At 64.6% G+C, this 15,891-nt stretch carries 16 protein-coding genes and 1 other RNA gene; 10 read left to right on the forward strand and 7 right to left on the reverse strand.

Annotation, left to right across the window (positions count from 1 at the left end; genetic code table 11):
• Nucleotides 1-1,371, forward strand: coding sequence for a hypothetical protein (locus tag IPP28_09920; GenBank protein MBL0041336.1), 1,371 nt, complete (start codon nucleotides 1-3; stop codon nucleotides 1,369-1,371).
• Between the two features lie 78 nt (nucleotides 1,372-1,449).
• Nucleotides 1,450-2,061 carry a transposase gene (locus IPP28_09925; GenBank protein MBL0041337.1) on the forward strand — a complete coding sequence of 204 codons (612 nt, stop codon included), beginning with the start codon at nucleotides 1,450-1,452 and terminating at the stop codon, nucleotides 2,059-2,061.
• A 149-nt stretch (nucleotides 2,062-2,210) separates the two neighbouring features.
• Here the strand turns inward: IPP28_09925 and IPP28_09930 are convergent, their stop codons facing one another.
• Both IPP28_09930 and IPP28_09935 read right to left on the reverse strand, forming a co-directional pair.
• Nucleotides 2,211-3,749 carry a YdiU family protein gene (locus tag IPP28_09930; protein ID MBL0041338.1) on the reverse strand — a complete coding sequence of 513 codons (1,539 nt, stop codon included), beginning with the start codon at nucleotides 3,747-3,749 and terminating at the stop codon, nucleotides 2,211-2,213.
• Nucleotides 3,746-5,458, reverse strand: a complete 1,713-nt coding sequence (locus IPP28_09935) for a cation:proton antiporter (GenBank protein ID MBL0041339.1) — start codon at nucleotides 5,456-5,458, stop codon at nucleotides 3,746-3,748. Before IPP28_09935 ends, IPP28_09930 begins: the two co-directional genes overlap by 4 nt.
• Nucleotides 5,459-5,647: 189 nt before the next feature.
• Here IPP28_09935 and IPP28_09940 point away from each other — a divergent pair, with 189 nt between their 5' ends.
• The 3 genes from IPP28_09940 (at nucleotide 5,648) to IPP28_09950 (ending at nucleotide 7,165) form a co-directional block, all read left to right on the forward strand.
• Complete coding sequence (locus IPP28_09940) at nucleotides 5,648-5,992, forward strand: alkylphosphonate utilization protein (GenBank protein MBL0041340.1); 345 nt, start codon at nucleotides 5,648-5,650, stop codon at nucleotides 5,990-5,992.
• 334 nt (nucleotides 5,993-6,326) lie between these two features.
• On the forward strand, nucleotides 6,327-6,656 hold the full coding sequence (locus IPP28_09945; protein MBL0041341.1) for a type II toxin-antitoxin system PrlF family antitoxin: 330 nt from the start codon (nucleotides 6,327-6,329) through the stop codon (nucleotides 6,654-6,656).
• A complete protein-coding gene (locus tag IPP28_09950) occupies nucleotides 6,653-7,165 on the forward strand; it encodes a type II toxin-antitoxin system YhaV family toxin (protein MBL0041342.1) in 513 nt (170 codons plus the stop codon). The genes IPP28_09945 and IPP28_09950 overlap by 4 nt, the downstream gene beginning before the upstream one ends.
• Before the next feature lie 329 nt (nucleotides 7,166-7,494).
• Here the strand turns inward: IPP28_09950 and ssrA are convergent.
• Together ssrA and smpB are read right to left on the reverse strand one after the other, a co-directional pair.
• Nucleotides 7,495-7,842, reverse strand: a transfer-messenger RNA (tmRNA) gene (ssrA, locus tag IPP28_09955).
• A gap of 75 nt (nucleotides 7,843-7,917) precedes the next feature.
• Nucleotides 7,918-8,409 carry an SsrA-binding protein SmpB gene (gene smpB / locus IPP28_09960; GenBank protein MBL0041343.1) on the reverse strand — a complete coding sequence of 164 codons (492 nt, stop codon included), beginning with the start codon at nucleotides 8,407-8,409 and terminating at the stop codon, nucleotides 7,918-7,920.
• 63 nt (nucleotides 8,410-8,472) lie between these two features.
• Here smpB and IPP28_09965 point away from each other — a divergent pair, with 63 nt between their 5' ends.
• A complete protein-coding gene (locus tag IPP28_09965; protein MBL0041344.1) occupies nucleotides 8,473-8,919 on the forward strand; it encodes a type II toxin-antitoxin system RatA family toxin in 447 nt (148 codons plus the stop codon).
• A complete protein-coding gene (locus IPP28_09970) occupies nucleotides 8,909-9,205 on the forward strand; it encodes an RnfH family protein (protein ID MBL0041345.1) in 297 nt (98 codons plus the stop codon). The genes IPP28_09965 and IPP28_09970 overlap by 11 nt, the downstream gene beginning before the upstream one ends.
• On the opposite strand, the gene IPP28_09975 is transcribed toward IPP28_09970, so the two are convergent.
• Entirely contained in the window at nucleotides 9,192-9,578 is a 387-nt protein-coding gene (locus tag IPP28_09975) for an outer membrane protein assembly factor BamE (GenBank protein ID MBL0041346.1), read from the reverse strand. The genes IPP28_09970 and IPP28_09975 overlap by 14 nt on opposite strands.
• A gap of 77 nt (nucleotides 9,579-9,655) precedes the next feature.
• Here IPP28_09975 and fur point away from each other — a divergent pair, with 77 nt between their 5' ends.
• Together fur and IPP28_09985 are read left to right on the forward strand one after the other, a co-directional pair.
• On the forward strand, nucleotides 9,656-10,063 hold the full coding sequence (gene fur / locus IPP28_09980) for a ferric iron uptake transcriptional regulator (protein ID MBL0041347.1): 408 nt from the start codon (nucleotides 9,656-9,658) through the stop codon (nucleotides 10,061-10,063).
• Between the two features lie 54 nt (nucleotides 10,064-10,117).
• Nucleotides 10,118-11,842, forward strand: a complete 1,725-nt coding sequence (locus IPP28_09985) for a hypothetical protein (GenBank protein MBL0041348.1) — start codon at nucleotides 10,118-10,120, stop codon at nucleotides 11,840-11,842.
• A 52-nt stretch (nucleotides 11,843-11,894) separates the two neighbouring features.
• Here the strand turns inward: IPP28_09985 and recN are convergent, their stop codons facing one another.
• Both recN and IPP28_09995 read right to left on the reverse strand, forming a co-directional pair.
• Entirely contained in the window at nucleotides 11,895-13,562 is a 1,668-nt protein-coding gene (recN, locus tag IPP28_09990) for a DNA repair protein RecN (GenBank protein MBL0041349.1), read from the reverse strand.
• 54 nt (nucleotides 13,563-13,616) lie between these two features.
• Complete coding sequence (locus IPP28_09995; GenBank protein MBL0041350.1) at nucleotides 13,617-14,720, reverse strand: GGDEF domain-containing protein; 1,104 nt, start codon at nucleotides 14,718-14,720, stop codon at nucleotides 13,617-13,619.
• Nucleotides 14,721-14,810: 90 nt separating this feature from the next.
• Between IPP28_09995 and hrcA the strand changes: the two genes are divergently transcribed.
• Complete coding sequence (gene hrcA, locus IPP28_10000; protein ID MBL0041351.1) at nucleotides 14,811-15,866, forward strand: heat-inducible transcriptional repressor HrcA; 1,056 nt, start codon at nucleotides 14,811-14,813, stop codon at nucleotides 15,864-15,866.
• Nucleotides 15,867-15,891 lie beyond the last annotated feature (25 nt).

The raw sequence follows: 15,891 nt of genomic DNA on the forward strand, positions 1-15,891 counted from the left end.
ATGCGTCTCGTGCCCGGCATCCGCAGCGAACACGGGCGCAGGCCCTGGCTCAGCTACGAGGCGACGATCCTGCTGGCTGCGCTCGGCGTGATGGTGCCGATGCTGCTGGTGGCCGTGTCGATGGTGCTCTCGGCCAGTGCCCGCCAACACTGGGTGATGCTGCTGGGCTCGGCCCTGCTGTTGTCGCTGCTGCTGGCGACGCGCCTGCGTGCTCGTGTGGTGTTTCCGCTGTACACGCTGTCGAATCTGCTCGAAGCCCTGCGCGAGGGCGACTATTCGCTGCGCGGATCGCGCGCCCGTCGCGGCGATGCGATCGGCGAGGTGATCTGGGAAGTCAATGCGCTGTCGCAAACGCTGCGCGAGCAGCGGCTGCGGGTCGAAGAGACGATGGCGTTGTTGTCCAAGGTGGTGGCCGAGATCGACATCGCCGTGTTCGCGTTCGACGCAAACCAGAACCTGCGTCTGATCAATCCGGCCGGTGCGCGCCTGCTCGGCCTGCATCCGCGCGACGCCGAGGGCCGCAGTGCCGAGGCATTGGGCCTGCTCGACTGCCTCGCCGTCGAAGGCGCGCGCACGCTGCGCCGCAGTTTCCCCGGGGGCGAGGGGCGTTTCGATGTCCGCCGTTCGACCTTTCGCGAAGGCGGATTGCCGCATGAACTGGTGGTACTGACCGATCTCAGCCGCGCCCTGCGCGAGGAAGAGCGGCAGGCCTGGCAGCGTCTGATCCGCGTGCTCGGACACGAACTCAACAACTCATTGGCGCCGATCCGGTCGATGGCCGGCACCTTGCGCACGATGACCGTGCGCGATCCGTTGCCGGCGGATTGGCGCGACGATCTCGCGACCGGCCTGAACCTCATCGGCGAACGCGCCGAAGCGTTGACGCGCTTCATGCTGGGCTACACGACGCTGGCGCGATTGCCGCCACCGGCGAAGCGTCCCACCGATGTGTCGGCGCTGCTTGCGCGGGTCGCGCAGTTGCAGCAGGGCGTTCGGGTGATCTGCGATTGCGTCGACGTGGATGCTGCGATCGTCGATATCGATCCCGACCAGATCGAGCAAGCACTGATCAACCTGCTCAAGAATGCCGCCGAGGCGATGCATCACGCCGGAGACATCCGGCTCGTCGCGCGCATCGATCACGATGGCGGCAGTGACCGCCAGCTGCTGGTGATCGAGGTCATCGACCACGGCCCCGGCCTGGCCGCGACCGACAATCTCTTCGTGCCGTTCTTCACCACCAAGCCCGGCGGCAGCGGCATCGGCCTCGTCCTCGCCCGCCAGATCGCCGAAGGCCACGGCGGCTCGCTCACCCTGGAAAATCGCCGTGATGCAAACGGGTGCGTGGCGCGGATGCTGTTGGTGGTTTGAAGAATGTGGGTCGGGCCACAAGAGCGGTCGGGCCTACAGAGAGCCGGACCTTCGATGCTGATTGTAGGAGGGCCACTTGTGGCCCGACCTACAGAGAGCCGGACCTTCGATGCTGATTGTAGGAGGGCCACTTGTGGCCCGACCGCTTCAGAAAATTCCCAGTACAGCTTCCGCTATTCGCCGGCGATTGGAAGCCGCTGCAAGCACGACGATTCGCGCATGAACGTCAACCCCGATCGCCGCGGTCATGCCGCATTGCGCCGTGGCCGCATGTCGATGAGCCATTGCTGTTATCTGGTCACCACGGTGACATTGCATCGAACCCCATGGTTGGCCGATCCGCGCGTGGCGGATGCAGTTGCTTCATTGCATCGCGACAGCACCTTGTTTGGCGATGCCGAGATTCGCGCGTGGGTACTGATGCCGGATCACTGGCACGGCATCGTCAGACTTGGCCAAACCGTCTCGTTGCAGCGATTCATGAATCGGTTCAAGTCACGTACGGCTAGGGCTGGAAATGCCGCGCTCGGTCGCGTCGGTGCGTTCTGGGCGCAAGCGTTCCATGATCGCGCCATCAGAAACGAACGGGAGCTTGCGCTGGCGACGGAATACGTGGCACGGAATCCGGTGCGTGCGGGGTTGTGCGATCAGCCCTCGGAATACCGGTGGCTTTGGGTGCACGATGTGTAGCAGTCGGGCCGCGAGGTTGGGGCGCGAGCGGTCGGGTCGCGAACGGTCGGGCCACAAGTGGCCCTCCTACAGAGAGCCGGACCGTCGATGCTGTTTGCAGGAGGGCCACTTGTGGCCCGATTTGTGTTTCGTCCGACCCAATCCGCAATTCAGGAACTGCACGACAACATCGAGCAGCCGGCCTTGTCGCGCGCCCAGTCGGGGCGCTTGCCGGCTTGATGCGCAAATTCGGCGCGATCGGTGTAGGGATCGGCGGTCGCGTCGATCAAACGCTGCAGCGGCGCGAGGTCACCCTGTTCCGCAGCATCGATGGCTTCCTGGCACAGCCAGTTGCGCGGCAGGTACAGCGGGTTTGCCGATGTCATTCGCGCCAAGCGCCATGCCGGATCGATCGTGGCGACGCGCTGCGCGTAGCGAAGCAGCCAGTCCTGCAATTTCGGCAGCGACGCGTGGTAGCGCGCGTCGTCATAGGCATGGGCCAGGAAATCTTCGGGCCGCGTCGACATCGCCAGCGTGCGGAAGAACAGCGTGTAGTCGATGCTGCTCGCTGCAAGCAGCGCATAGGCGTCACCGACCAGGGCGATGTCGTCGTCGTGCATCTCGTCGAGACCGAACTTCGCGCTGGTCATCGCCCGTGCGCGGGCTTGATAGTGTCGACCGTAGTGGTCGAGCCCGTCCTGCAGGCTGGATTCGTCGATCTGGCCGAGCAGGGCGCTGCCGAGCCGCGCCAGGTTCCAGTGCACGATCGCGGGCTGCCGGCCGTAGGCATAACGCCGACCTTGTGCATCGGTCGTGTTTGGGGTGAAGGCCGGGTCGTAGTCCTCGACGAAGCCGTACGGGCCATAGTCGATCGTCAATCCGAGCACGCTCATGTTGTCGGTGTTGAGCACACCATGCACGAAACCGATGCGCATCCAGTGTGCGGACAGTTCTGCGCTGCGCTCGCAGATCGTGCGGAACCAGCGGGCGCGACGCTCCGCCCGCGGTCCTTCGAGTTCGGGGAAGTCGCGGTCCATGGTGAAGTCGATCAGACGTGCGAGCAGCCCAGGCTCGTTGCTTGCCGCGAGGATTTCGTAGTGGCCGAAACGCAGGAAGGACGGCGCGACCCGGCACACGATGGCGCCGGGTTCCGGGACTGCGTGTCCGTCGTAGAACATGTCGCGGATGACCGCGTCACCGGTCGTGACCAATGACAGTGCCCGCGTCGTCGGTACGCCGAGCGCGTGCATCGCCTCGCTGCAGACGAATTCGCGCAGGGATGAACGCAGCACCGCGCGGCCGTCGGCATGGCGCGAGTAGGGCGTGCGCCCGGCACCCTTGAGTTGCAATTCATGCCGGCGTCCATCCGGTCCGATGGCCTCTCCAAGCGATATCGCGCGGCCATCGCCGAGCTGCCCGGCCCAGTGGCCGAACTGATGCCCGCCGTAACGGGTCGCAAACGGCTGCATGCCCGTGATCAGCGCATTGCCCGCAAAGACCTGCGCGAAATGCGGCGAAGCAATCTCATCGGCGTCGAAGCCGATGGCTGTGGCGACCGACCGCGAGTGCACCAGCAGGCGCGGCGCCGATACCGGCGTCGGCGCGACGCGCGACCACAGGGCATCGTTGACCTCGCGGCTGCGCGGGTCGTCGAGCGGGTCGCCCGGCAGTTCGCGTATGAAGCGATTGTCGAAGCGCAGTGATCTCATTGCGCCGGTGCAGCATCGTTGCGTAAGCGCATCTGGGTCACCACATGTTCGCCGATCGCGCGTGCCAGCTCCTGCTCACCCATGAACACCTCGCCGACACGTTCGGCGCGCAGCAGTTCGGCCTCATCGTCGCTGTGCGTGCGCACGACGCAATGGATCTTCGGGTTCAGCAGCTTCGCGACGTCGATCATCTTGCGTGCATCCAGGCTGTCCGGCAGCGCGATCACCATCATCGCTGCGCGTGCGACGTGTGCCTGGATCAAGGTCGCCGGCTCAGTCGCGTCGCCTGATACGGCGGGAATTCCGGCGGCACGCAGTGCTTCGATGCGCTCACGATTCTGGTCGGCGACGACGAATGGAATGCCCTCGATGCGCAGGCGTTCCGCCAGCCGGCGACCGACGCGGCCGAATCCGACGATCACGACTTGTCCGCTGAGCAGGCGCTGATCGGTGCTCATCGGCAGTTCGGACAAGGGGTCGACACTCTGCTCCATCAGCCGTGCGACCCGCGAATTCGAACGCACCCAGTTCTGGATCGGTGCGATTGCCCTGAACAGCAGCGGGTTCAGCGAGATCGAGATCAGCGCGCCGGCCACGACCAGTTGCCGTGCCGACTCGGGCATCAGGCCTTCGCTGATCGCCAGCGCGCACAGGATGAACGAGAACTCGCCGATCTGCGCGTCGCCGGCTCCCATGGTCAGCGCGGTATTGAGTGGATAGCCGAGCAGGCGCACGGTGAGGGTGGCGATCAGCATCTTACCGACCAGAATGATCGCGACCACGGCCGCAATCTGCAGTGGCTGGTTCAGCAAAGTGGCGGGATCGAGAAGCATGCCCACCGACACGAAGAACAGCACCGCGAACGCGTCGCGCAGCGGCAATGATTCCTCGGCAGCGCGATGGCTGAGCTCGGACTCGCGCATCATCATGCCGGCGAAAAATGCGCCGAGCGCAAAGCTGACATCGAATAGTTTGGCCGCGCCGAACGCAACCCCGAGTGCAATCGCGATCACGCTCAGCGTGAACAGTTCGCGCGAGCCGGTGCCGCCGACCATCCACAGCAGTCGTGGCAGCAGTCGCTTGCCGACGACCAGCATCAAGGCCACGAACGCAACCAGTTTCAGCAAGGTCAAGGCCAGCGCGGGTCCGAGTGCTGCACGCGGCACTGTGGCATCCACTTCTCCGAACAGACCGCCGAGGTGCGGCAGCAGCACCAGGGCCAACACCATCACTACATCTTCGACCACGAGCCAGCCGATCGCGATGCGGCCGGTGTGGGTGTCGAGTAGATGCCGAGACTCCAGCGCCCTCAGCAACACCACGGTGCTGGCCACCGACAGCGACAGACCGAAGACGATGGCAGTCAGCCACGGCCAGCCGAAACTGTGGCCGACGATCGCACCCAGCGTGGTCGACAGCGTGATCTGCACCAGCGCGCCGGGGATGGCGACACGCTTGACGTCCAGCAGGTCCTCGATCGAGAAGTGAAGGCCGACGCCGAACATCATCAGCATGATGCCGATTTCGGCCAGCTGCGAAGCCAGCACCAGATCGGCATCGAAACCGGGCGTGGCCGGGCCGAGCACGAAGCCGGCCAACAAATAACCGAGCATCGGCGGCAATCGCAGCTTCGCGGCACCGAACCCGAACAGCGTCGCCAACGCCAGGCTCGCGGCGATGGTGGTGATCAGACCGATTTCATGTGGCATCCGTGCTCCTTGCGTGACATGCGGGCCGAGGCGAGCCCGATCTTACGTCTTGGGGCCGATGGTTCGCGTGACAAGGTGGGTGCGTCGTGGCTTCGGCCGCGCGGCATCCGCGCCGATCGGGCCGAAGCCGTTGTCGGATCGGCCTCGGGACGCGAAAATGCTCGGCATTGCCCGCTCCGGAGTTCATGCATGCCCGCCACGCCCAACTGTCCGCAGTGTGCCATGGACAACACCTATCCCGACGGCGACCAGCTGGTCTGCGCCGACTGCGGCCACGAATGGTCGCCGGCGGCGGTCGCCGTTGCCATCGAGGCCGATGCCGTCCGTATCGTGCGTGACGCCAACGGCAGCGTGCTCGCCGATGGCGACAGCGTCGTGCTGATCAAGGACCTGAAGGTGAAGGGGGCCACGTCGCCGCTGAAGATGGGCACCAAGATCCGCAACATCCGCATCGTCGACGGCGACCACGACATCGACTGCAAAACCGACCTCGGCCCGATGCTGCTCAAGTCCGAATTCCTGAAGAAGGTGTGAGTCCGCCGCCGAAAAGAAAAAACCCAGCCGGTTCGCGGCTGGGTTTTGAAGTGGTGGTGCACGCCGGAACTGAACCCGCGTCCGTGTCTCAAGACGCAGAGAAAGGCGTTCCGGCTGAGTCCCTGGGTGGGGACATTTGGCCGTTTTCAGGAACATTGGTCAGATGGACCAAGTGTCGGGAAAGCGGTGTTCGAATCGGTAGGCAGGTCACCAGTCACCGCCTGAGACTGCGGCTCGTACGCATCGTTTGGCGTGAGCAATGCATCTGCATTGCCACGACAATGCGAATGCATTACCATCGGCGCATCCCACCTCATGGTCCTTGGAGGACGACATGCCTGCCACCCTAGAAGTCGAATCCACGTTGACCGACCGCTACCAGACCACGGTTCCGGAGACCGTGCGACGCGCCCTGCGGTTGGGCAAGCGCGACAAGATCCACTACACGATCCGCCCCAGCGGTGAGGTCGTGCTGACGCGCGTTGAAGCCTCGGCAGGTGACGACCCGGTGCTCGGCCAGTTTCTGGACTTTCTGGCCCGTGACATCGCCAGCCATCCGGAGCGTCTGCGGGCCATCGACGCGGCCTTCGTGCAGCGGCTCAAATCCCTGGCCAGCGGTGTCGAAGTCGATCTCGACGCCCCCTTGTCGGTGGACGATGAATGAGTCGCGGCGAGCCTGTGCCCTTGGTCATTCGCGGCTGGACGGTCTTCGCGCATCCGCTGTTCCTGGCGCAGATTGAAGCACTGGCGCAACAGGTCGACGACTTGAAGCAGAAGGATGCGGTCGGGTACGTGAAAAAGAACGCCAGCAAGCGGCTTGCCGCGATCACCAAACTGGCGTTTGACGTCATACCGCAAGACCCGACGCGGCCGGAGTACCGCCAAGGCAACACGCTCGGCGACGACTACAAGCACTGGTTCCGTGCCAAGTTTTTCCAGCAGTTCCGCTTGTTCTTTCGCTACCACCTGTCCAGCAAAGTGATCGTGCTGGCGTGGGTGAACGATGACGACTCGAAACGCGCCTATGAAAGTGATGACGATGCGTACCGAGTGTTTCGGAAGATGCTTGACAGCGGCCACCCGCCGGATAACTGGGATCAGCTACTGCAGGAGGCCACGCCTGCTGCCGAACGATTGCGATCCCGCATGGCGTCCCTCGAAAAATTGGAATGATGAACAACAACCCGGAGCCACAGGAGCAAGTTCGGCTCTCCGTTGACGCCGAGACCGTTCGGTAGTCTTGCGAGTCGCTGGATGCCCCGGCCAGGGAAAATCCTGGGCTGGCAAGACTCATGGGATTGACGCCGGTCTGGCTGGAAACGACCAGCTCGGAATCGAACGCCGGGACAAGTGAGTGAGCTTGTCTGGGTCCTATGGTGTTGACGCTCACTTAAAGCTGACCCGGGCAGAGTGGCGCCCGCAAGGCCGAAGACTGGAAGCCCGCGCAGCGCGGGGATCGCAGCAAAGAAAAAGGGCCCGGAGATCATCCGGGCCCTTCTGATTGGTGGAGATGGGGGGAATTGAACCCCCGTCCGAAAGTGCTACGTCCCAAGTCCTACATGCTTAGCGTCTCTTTGATCTCGCACCAGGCACGCCGAGACGCGCGCTCAACCTGGAGCCAGCTCGTTGATTTTCGTCGCTGCAACCCGAGCACAGGCAGCGCTTATCCCGCAAGCATGACTCGACCTTTGAAAGCACGGGCACTTTCGCGGTCGAGGCTTAGGCCTTAAGCGGCCAGAGCGTAGTTGTCGTCGTTGGCAACTAGAGTTTGCAGCTGGATTAACGAGGAAAGCCACCCCCTCGGCATGCACTCAGTGATTTCACGCCTCCCGTCGAAGCCGATCATCCCCGTGTGTTTACGACGTGACCAGTATGGAGGTCGCCGCTGTCCAATTCAATGACGGCCGTTGCCGATGGTTCACCGATCAGGCGTCACGGTTTTTCGCGCGCATCGTTCGCTGCTTCTCGATCTGCCACTCGCGGTCCTTCTCGGCGGCGCGCTTGTCGTGTTCCTTCTTGCCCTGGGCGAGGCCGATCTCGAGCTTGGCGTTGTTGTTCTTCCAGTACAGCGCGGTCGGGATCAGCGTGTAACCCTTGCGCTCGACCTGGCCGACCAGGCGGTCGATCTCGGCGCGATGCATCAGCAGCTTGCGCGTGCGCCGCTCCTCGGGAACGACATGCGTCGAGGCTGCGGACAGCGGAATGATCTGCGCGCCGAACAGGAAGATCTCGCCGTTCTTGATGATCGCGTAGCCGTCGGTGATGTTGGCGCGGCCGGCACGCAGCGACTTCACTTCCCAGCCCTGCAGCATGATGCCGGCTTCGATGCGTTCGTCAAAACGATACTCGTGCTTCGCGCGCTTGTTCAGCGCGATGGTGCCGCCGCGACTGTCGTCCTTGTCTTTTTTCTTGTTCATGGCTTCAGTGTAGCGGGGCAGGTGCACCGGTTAGAATGCGCGCCTTGCCGGAAGGGTGGATGAGTGAGCCGGATTGATCGCAGCAGCCTGATCGCGCGGCCTGCCGCCGTGGTGTTCGACCTGGTCAACGAAGTGGCGGCGTATCCCGACGCATTCAACTGGTGTCGCGGTGCCAGCGTGCTAGAGCGTGATGCCGGGTCGATGCTGGCGAAACTCGATCTCAGTTTTGCCGGCTTCCAGTCGTCGTTCGCCACGCGCAACCGCTTCATTCGGCCCGAACGCATCGACCTCGAACTGGTCGAGGGACCATTCGCGGCGTTGCGCGGCGCCTGGACCTTCACCGCGCTCGGCGAGCGGGGCTGTCGCGTGAATCTGCACCTCGATTTCGAAATGGCCGGACGCTTCGTCGGATCGGCACTCGCAATCGGTTTCCAGGGGCTGGCGGATCGCATGGTCGACGATTTCGCGCGCGTCGCGCGTCAGCTTCCGGAGCAGGGCGATGCGGATTGAGGTCGTGTACGCAACGGCCGATGTCCAGCATTGCGTCGTACTGAACCTGCGCGATGGTGCCAGCGTGGCCGACGCGATCGCGGCATCCGGATTGCCTCTGGGCGACATCGACGACGAGCAGGTCGGCGTGTGGAATCGTCGCGTCACGCTGGCGACCCTGTTGCGCGAGGCCGATCGCGTCGAGGTCTATCGTCCGCTGGTCGCCGATCCCAAGCAGGCGCGGCGACAACGCGCCGAACGCAATCCGGTCGGCGTACAGGCGAAGCGCAAGTTCAGCCGTTCTTGACCTTGCGATTGTCCTCGGGAATGTTGCGCTGGAGTTCCTTGCTTTCCTCCAGCAATTCGTCGCCGGACTTCGGCAGCCAGTCACCTTCGATCTTGCTCAAGGTGCCGCTCTCGAAGTGCAGGGTCAGCGTCTTGATCTCGGGTTCCTTGCGGCGGTGACTGTTGCTGGTCACGTATTCCCAGCGATCCTGGTTGAACGGCGACGACACCTGCGGTGTACCCATCACCAGTTCGACCTGGCGCATGGTCATGCCCGGCTTCAACTGATCGACCATCTTCTGGTCGACAATGTTGCCTTGGCGCATGTCCATCTTGTAGATCAGGGCGCAGCCGTTGAGCAGGGTCAGCGCGAGCAGCAGGGCGATTCGGAGCATCGGGAACTCACCGGGAAAACGAAGCCGCGATGATACACTGCCGGCCTGAATCGCAACCGTTCCGGAGCCCACCCCGCATGGAAACGCAGGATTTGCGCAAGGCCGGCCTGAAGGTCACGCTGCCGCGCGTGCGTATCCTCGAAATCCTCGAGGAGAAGCACGGCATGCACATGACGGCGGAAGACGTTTACAAGGAATTGCTCAAGCACAACGACGACATCGGCCTGGCCACCGTGTACCGCGTGCTGACCCAGTTCGAGGCCGCCGGCATCGTCTCCAAGCACAATTTCGAGGGTGGCCAGGCCGTCTTCGAACTGGATCGTGGCGAACACCATGATCACATGGTCTGCATCGAGACCGGCAAGGTCATCGAATTCGTCGACGCCGAGATCGAGCGGCGCCAGCACGAGATCGCGGCGCGACATGGTTACGAACTGGAAGAGCACAGCCTCGTGCTCTATGTCCGCCCGAAGCGGAAGAAATAAGCCAATGATGCGGCGCGGCTTCGGGTGGCGCCGCCGAATCCAACGGGGAACAAGATGAAGAAGCTGCTGATTGTCGGCGCGGTGCTGGCTGCCGCGGGTGCCGCCTACTACGTGATGAAGCCGGGCGCGCCCGGGTCGGGCGCACTGTCGCTGTCGGCCGTGTCCACGGTCGGCCCGCTCGACTACGTTCCGGCGGATACGGCCTTCGTGTTCGCGAACGTCGAACCGATGCCCAAGGCCGTGACCAAGGCGTGGATGGAACAGTTCGCCCAAGTGTCCGGCATCTATGCGATGCAGGCCAAGATGGTGGAGCAGGAGCTGGCCAAGGAAGACCCGGAAGGCAAGGGCGTGAAGTGGGCGCGTGCCCTCGCGGCCGAGACTCGCGACCGCACGCCCGAGCAGATCATGGCCGAGCTCGGCATCGACATGCAGATGCGCTACGCGATGTATGAAGTGGCAGCGCGCCCGGTCGTGCGACTGGAACTGGCGGATTCGGCCAAGACCCGCGCCTTCATCGCGCGCATCGAGCAGAACGCCGGCGACAAGGTCCCGACCGCCAAGGTCGATGCGCTCGACTACTGGAACTTCGCCGATGCGGAAGGCAAGGGTCGCCTGGTCGCCGCGATCGATGGATCGCAACTCGTTCTCGCATTCCTGAGCAGCACCCAGGACGACGCTGCGCTGCGCACTGCATTTGGCCTGGATCGTCCGAAGCAGTCGCTGGCGGCCTCGGGCAAGCTGGTCGCGTTGAACAAGGAGTTCGGCTACACGCCGTATTCGAGCGGCTATGTCGACACGCGCAAGCTGATCGCGCTGGTCGACGATGCCCAGCCGGCGGCCGATGCGCCCGCCGCGGCCGACATGAAGGCGACCTGCGAAAAGGACTATGACGCGATTGCCAAGGCGATGCCGCGCTTCGTGTTCGGCTACACCCAGTTCGAGGCCAAGTCGATGCAGGCCAAGATGCTGCTGGAGCTCCGTCCCGATATCGCCGCCGACCTGCAGCCGGTGCCTGCACCGCTGCCTGGCGCCCACGCCACGGCCGGCAGCGCCCTCAACTTCGGCTTCGCGATGAACCTCGAAGCGCTCGCGAATTTCGCGAACAAGCAGGCCGACGCGATCATCGCGGCACCGTATGCCTGCCCGGCCCTGGCCGACCTGAACGACGGTGCGACCAAGGCCAAGGAACAGTTCAGCAATCCGGGCCTGTACATGGCGGCGAGTGCGTTCAATGCGGTGCACGTGATCGCCAGCAAGTTCGCGATGCCGCAACCCGGTGTCGAGGGTGCGTCGTCGTCCGAACCCGAATTCGCCGGAAAGCTGCTGATCGGATCGAAGAGCCCGGCCGGCTTGATCGGCATGCTCGGCGGCTTCGCACCGCAGGTCGCCGCACTGAATCTGCAGCCGAATGGCGAACTCAAGGCCCTTCCGGCTGATCCGTCGATCCCGGTGAAGGGTCCGATGCATGCGCTGATGACCGATGCCGCGATCGGCGTCAGCATCGGCGACGGCGAGTCGACGACCTTGAAGGACACGCTCGCGGCCGATGCCGACAACAAGACGCTGTTGTCGATCGGCTATGGCGGCGCGTTCTTCCAGACGATCTTCGCGCAGGCGTCGGCGGACCTCGCGACGTCCGAAGATCCGGAAGCGATGGAGTTGCAGAAGACGATGGCAGCCCTGCAGAAGGTCTATGCCGATTCGATCGACCGCATTGACATGCAGATGCGCGTCGCCGACCGCGGCGTCGAATTCGTGCAGGATGTGCGTCTGAAGTAGTTCCCGTGTTGTCCCCCTCTCCCTGGACGGGAGAGGGGCAGGAACGCGCGGTTCAGCGCGCCGCCGCGATCATTTCCTTCGCGGCGGAACGGGTGGCGCTGGTGATTTCGACACCACCGAGCATGCGCGCGATTTCGTCGACCCGCGGCTTGGCTTCCAGCGAATCGATGCGGGTGCGGGTCTGGCCATCGACGACCGTCTTGCGCACAGCGAAATGCTGATGACCCTGCGCCGCGACCTGGGCAAGGTGGGTGACGCACAGGACCTGCCGTGTCGATCCGAGTTCGCGCAGCTTGCGCCCGACCACTTCCGCGGTGGCACCGCCGATGCCGGAATCAACCTCGTCGAACACCATCACCGGCACGTCGTCGGAGCCGATTGCCGCGACTTCGATGGCGAGGCTGATCCGTGCCAGTTCGCCGCCGGACGCGATCTTGCGCAGCGGTCGTCCCGGCTGGCCCGGATTCGGGCTGACCACGAATTCGACGTCGTCGCGCCCGGACAACGGAAACGCGCGATCATCGGTCGCCTCGATCTGGATCTCGAACGCGCCCGCGATCGCGAGTTCGCGCAATAGTCCAGTCACGCGTGCGGCGAGCGTGGTGGCGGTGAACCGACGCGATTCGGAGAGCGCCTTGGCGGCGCGGGTGTACTCGACTTGCGCCGCGTCGCGTTCGCGGCGCAGTGCATCGATGCGGGTGCCGGCATGCTGCAGTCGGTCGATTTCGTCGGCGAGTTCGTCGAGTCGCAGACCCAGTTCCTGGGCGGGCACGCGATGCTTGCGCGAGAGTTCGTGCAGCTTGCCGAGCTGCGCGTCGAGTTCGCCGTAGCGTTGCGGATCGAGGTCCTGGCCCGATCGATAGCGTTCCAGTTCGTTGATCGCCTCGACCACCTGGATGCCGGCCGATTCGAGCAATTCCGCCACCGCGGCCAGCGCCGGGTCGAGCTGGGCGAGCTTGCGTGCATCGGTCGCACTGTGCGCGAGCAGGGAGGTCGCCGAGCGATCGTCGTCGCTGTCCAGCGCGTCAATCAATTGCTGGCTGCCGGAGAGCAGGGTGGCGGCATGCGCGAGTCGGCGGTGGTCGTCGACCAGACGCGCATACGATTCGCCCGGGAGCGCGTGCTTCTTCAGCTCCTGGTGCTGGAAGCGCAGGTAATCCAGTCGATCCGGATCGCCTTTTTCGGCACCGGCCAGTTCGGCGATCTGCCGATCGATGTCGGCGATCTGCCGGGCCGCACGCTGCACATCGTCGATGCGGTCGGGGTGTTGCGCAAATGCGTCGAGCAGGGCGAGCTGGTGTTTGCGCGAGAGCAGGGCCTGATGTTCGTGCTGGCCATGGATTTCGACCAGGAACGCGGCGGCCTCGCGCAGCACCGCCAACGACACCGGACGATCATTGATCCAGGCGCGCGAGCTGCCGTCGGCGCGGATCACGCGGCGCAGACGCACGTGCTCTTCGTCGTCGAGTTCCTGTTCGCGCAACCACGCACGGGGGGCGGGCAGGGCGCGCAGATCGAACTCGGCCGACATCTCGGCGCGTTCGGCGCCGTGGCGGACCACGCCGGCATCGCCGCGACCACCGGCCAGCAGCATCAGGGCATCGACCAGCAGGGACTTGCCGGCGCCGGTTTCGCCGGTGAGCACGCTCATGCCGGACGCGAAATTCACGTCGGCGCCATCGATGATCGCGAAATCTTTGACGAACAGGGTACGCAGCATGCCGGAGAGGCTAGCAAAGCCGGGGCCACCGCGTCATCGCGAACCGCGTCGGGTTCAATGGCTCAGGCAGCGGTCACGGCCTTCGGCCTTGGCGCGGTACAGGGCTTCGTCGGCACGATGCAACGCGGTTTCGAGCGGTTCGCCCTCGCGATGCAGGGTCGTGCCCATGGAGACCGTGATCGGCACACCGGTGGCGCGACTGGCGGCCAGCGACAAGGCGGCGCGCAATTCATCCGGCGCCGGCCCGTCGGGCGCCCAGACCATGGCGAACTCTTCGCCACCGAGTCGACCCACCAGGCCATGGCCATCCAGACGTGTCAGCACGTCGCCGACGCCGGCGCTCAATGCCGTGTCGCCACTGCGGTGCCCGTGGCGGTCGTTGATCTGCTTGAAATGATCGAAATCCAGCATCGCCACGCGCCGCCCCGGCGCGCCGCGCAGCGTCGGCGCCGCCTGTTCGAAGAATGCGCGCCGATTGAGCGCCCCGGTCAGGTCGTCGCTGTCGGCCAGCCGGCGCAGGGCCGCATGCGTGCGGGAATTGACGATCAGCATGGTGGTGATCATCGCAATCACCGAGATCAACGCGATCGCGAGCGCCATGACCCCCTGGCGCTGGCTGCGCAGGGCCGATTCCGGTTCGAGGACGAGCGCCGCGAGATTGGCCGCGGCCATCAGCGCATTGATGCCGAGGACCGCGCACATCAGCAGGACCGGTCCACGCTCGCTGCGATCGTGTCGGCGCAGCGCCACGACGATGCGGACGCTGACCGAGATCAGGACCGCGACCAGGACCAGGCCATAGCGGAAGGGTTCACCTGCGGGTCCCGCCGGCATCAGGAACTGCAGCACGACCAGGACGGCGATGAGTGCCAGCAGCGAGCGCCAACCGGCGGCATGCCCGAACAGTCGCAAGACCGCCCCGGCGATCATCAACACCCCGAGCACCAGCAGGCTGTTGCTCACCGAAACCGGCGGCGAGTAAGGCAAGCGCTCGCGGAAGGACAGGATCAGCAGGGCCAGGCCGCTCAAGGCCAGCCCGCCCGAATACTCGAACAGGCTGCGCCGGAACAGGCTGGCGGGTGCCAGCGCGGCCAACGTCGAGCCGTTGGTCAGCAGGATCAGGGCGCTGGCAAACCACAACAGGTCGGAGGTATCCATCGTGGCCGATGTTACACAAGCGCGGGCGCCGAATTGACCCTTGCACAGTCGCATTGATAGCGTGCCGGGAATCCCCATCTTGTGTGCATCATGAGCCGCCGCCTTGCCGACCAACTCGATGCCCGTTCGCGACACGTGTTGCGGACGCTGATCGCGCAGTACATCCGCGATGGCGAGCCCGTGGGTTCGCGCACGCTGGCGAAGCAGAGCGGCCTCGACCTGAGCCCGGCGACGATCCGCAATGTGTTGTCGGACCTCGAAGAAGTCGGCCTGATCGCGGCGCCGCATACCTCGGCCGGGCGGATCCCGACGGCCCAGGGCTACCGGTTGTTCGTCGATTCGCTGCTGCAACTGCAGGCGCCGCGCCCGGACGAGATGGATGCGCTGCAGCGCGAAATCCCGAGCGGCGGCAGCACCCACGAAGTGCTCGGCCGGGTGTCCGGCGTGCTTAGCCAGCTGACCCATTTCGTCGGCCTGGTGACGGTGCCGAAGCGCGAACAGTTCGCTTTCCGCCAGATCGATTTCGTGCCGCTGGGACCGAATCGGGTGCTGGTGATCCTGGTGTTCACCGACAACGAAGTGCAGAACCGCGTGCTCGACCTGCCGCGGGCCTATGCACCGAACGAGCTGGAACAGGTCGCGAACTACCTGAACCAGAATTTCTCGGGCCTGCCGCTGGACGAGATCCGGCGGCGCATCGTCGCCGAGATGGAGGTGGCACGCGATTCCATCGACCGCGTGTTGCGTTCGGCCATCGATCTCGCGAATGCCTCGTTCCGCTGCCAGTCGAGCGAAGAGTTCGTGGTGTCGGGCCAGACCAACTTGATGGGACTGTCCGAGATGGCCAGCGTCGAGCGTTTGCGCGACCTGTTCGAAGCCTTCAATCGCAAGCGCGAGCTCGCCCGCCTGCTTGAAGGCTGCGTGCATGCCGAGGGCGTTCGGCTGTTCATCGGCGAAGAATCGGGCTATGCCCCGCTCGGGTCCTGCAGCGTCGTCACCGCGCCTTACGGTGCTGACGGACGCATGCTTGGCGTGATCGGCGTGATCGGACCCACGCGCATGGACTACGACCGCGTCATTCCGGTCGTGCAGACGACGGCGCGGATCCTCTCGGGTGCCTTGAAGAACGCCGGGCTGGCCCCATAAGCCGGTCGGGGCAATCCGGCCGCTG

This window comes from Lysobacterales bacterium (genome assembly GCA_016721845.1).
Taxonomy (GTDB): domain Bacteria; phylum Pseudomonadota; class Gammaproteobacteria; order Xanthomonadales; family Ahniellaceae; genus JADKHK01.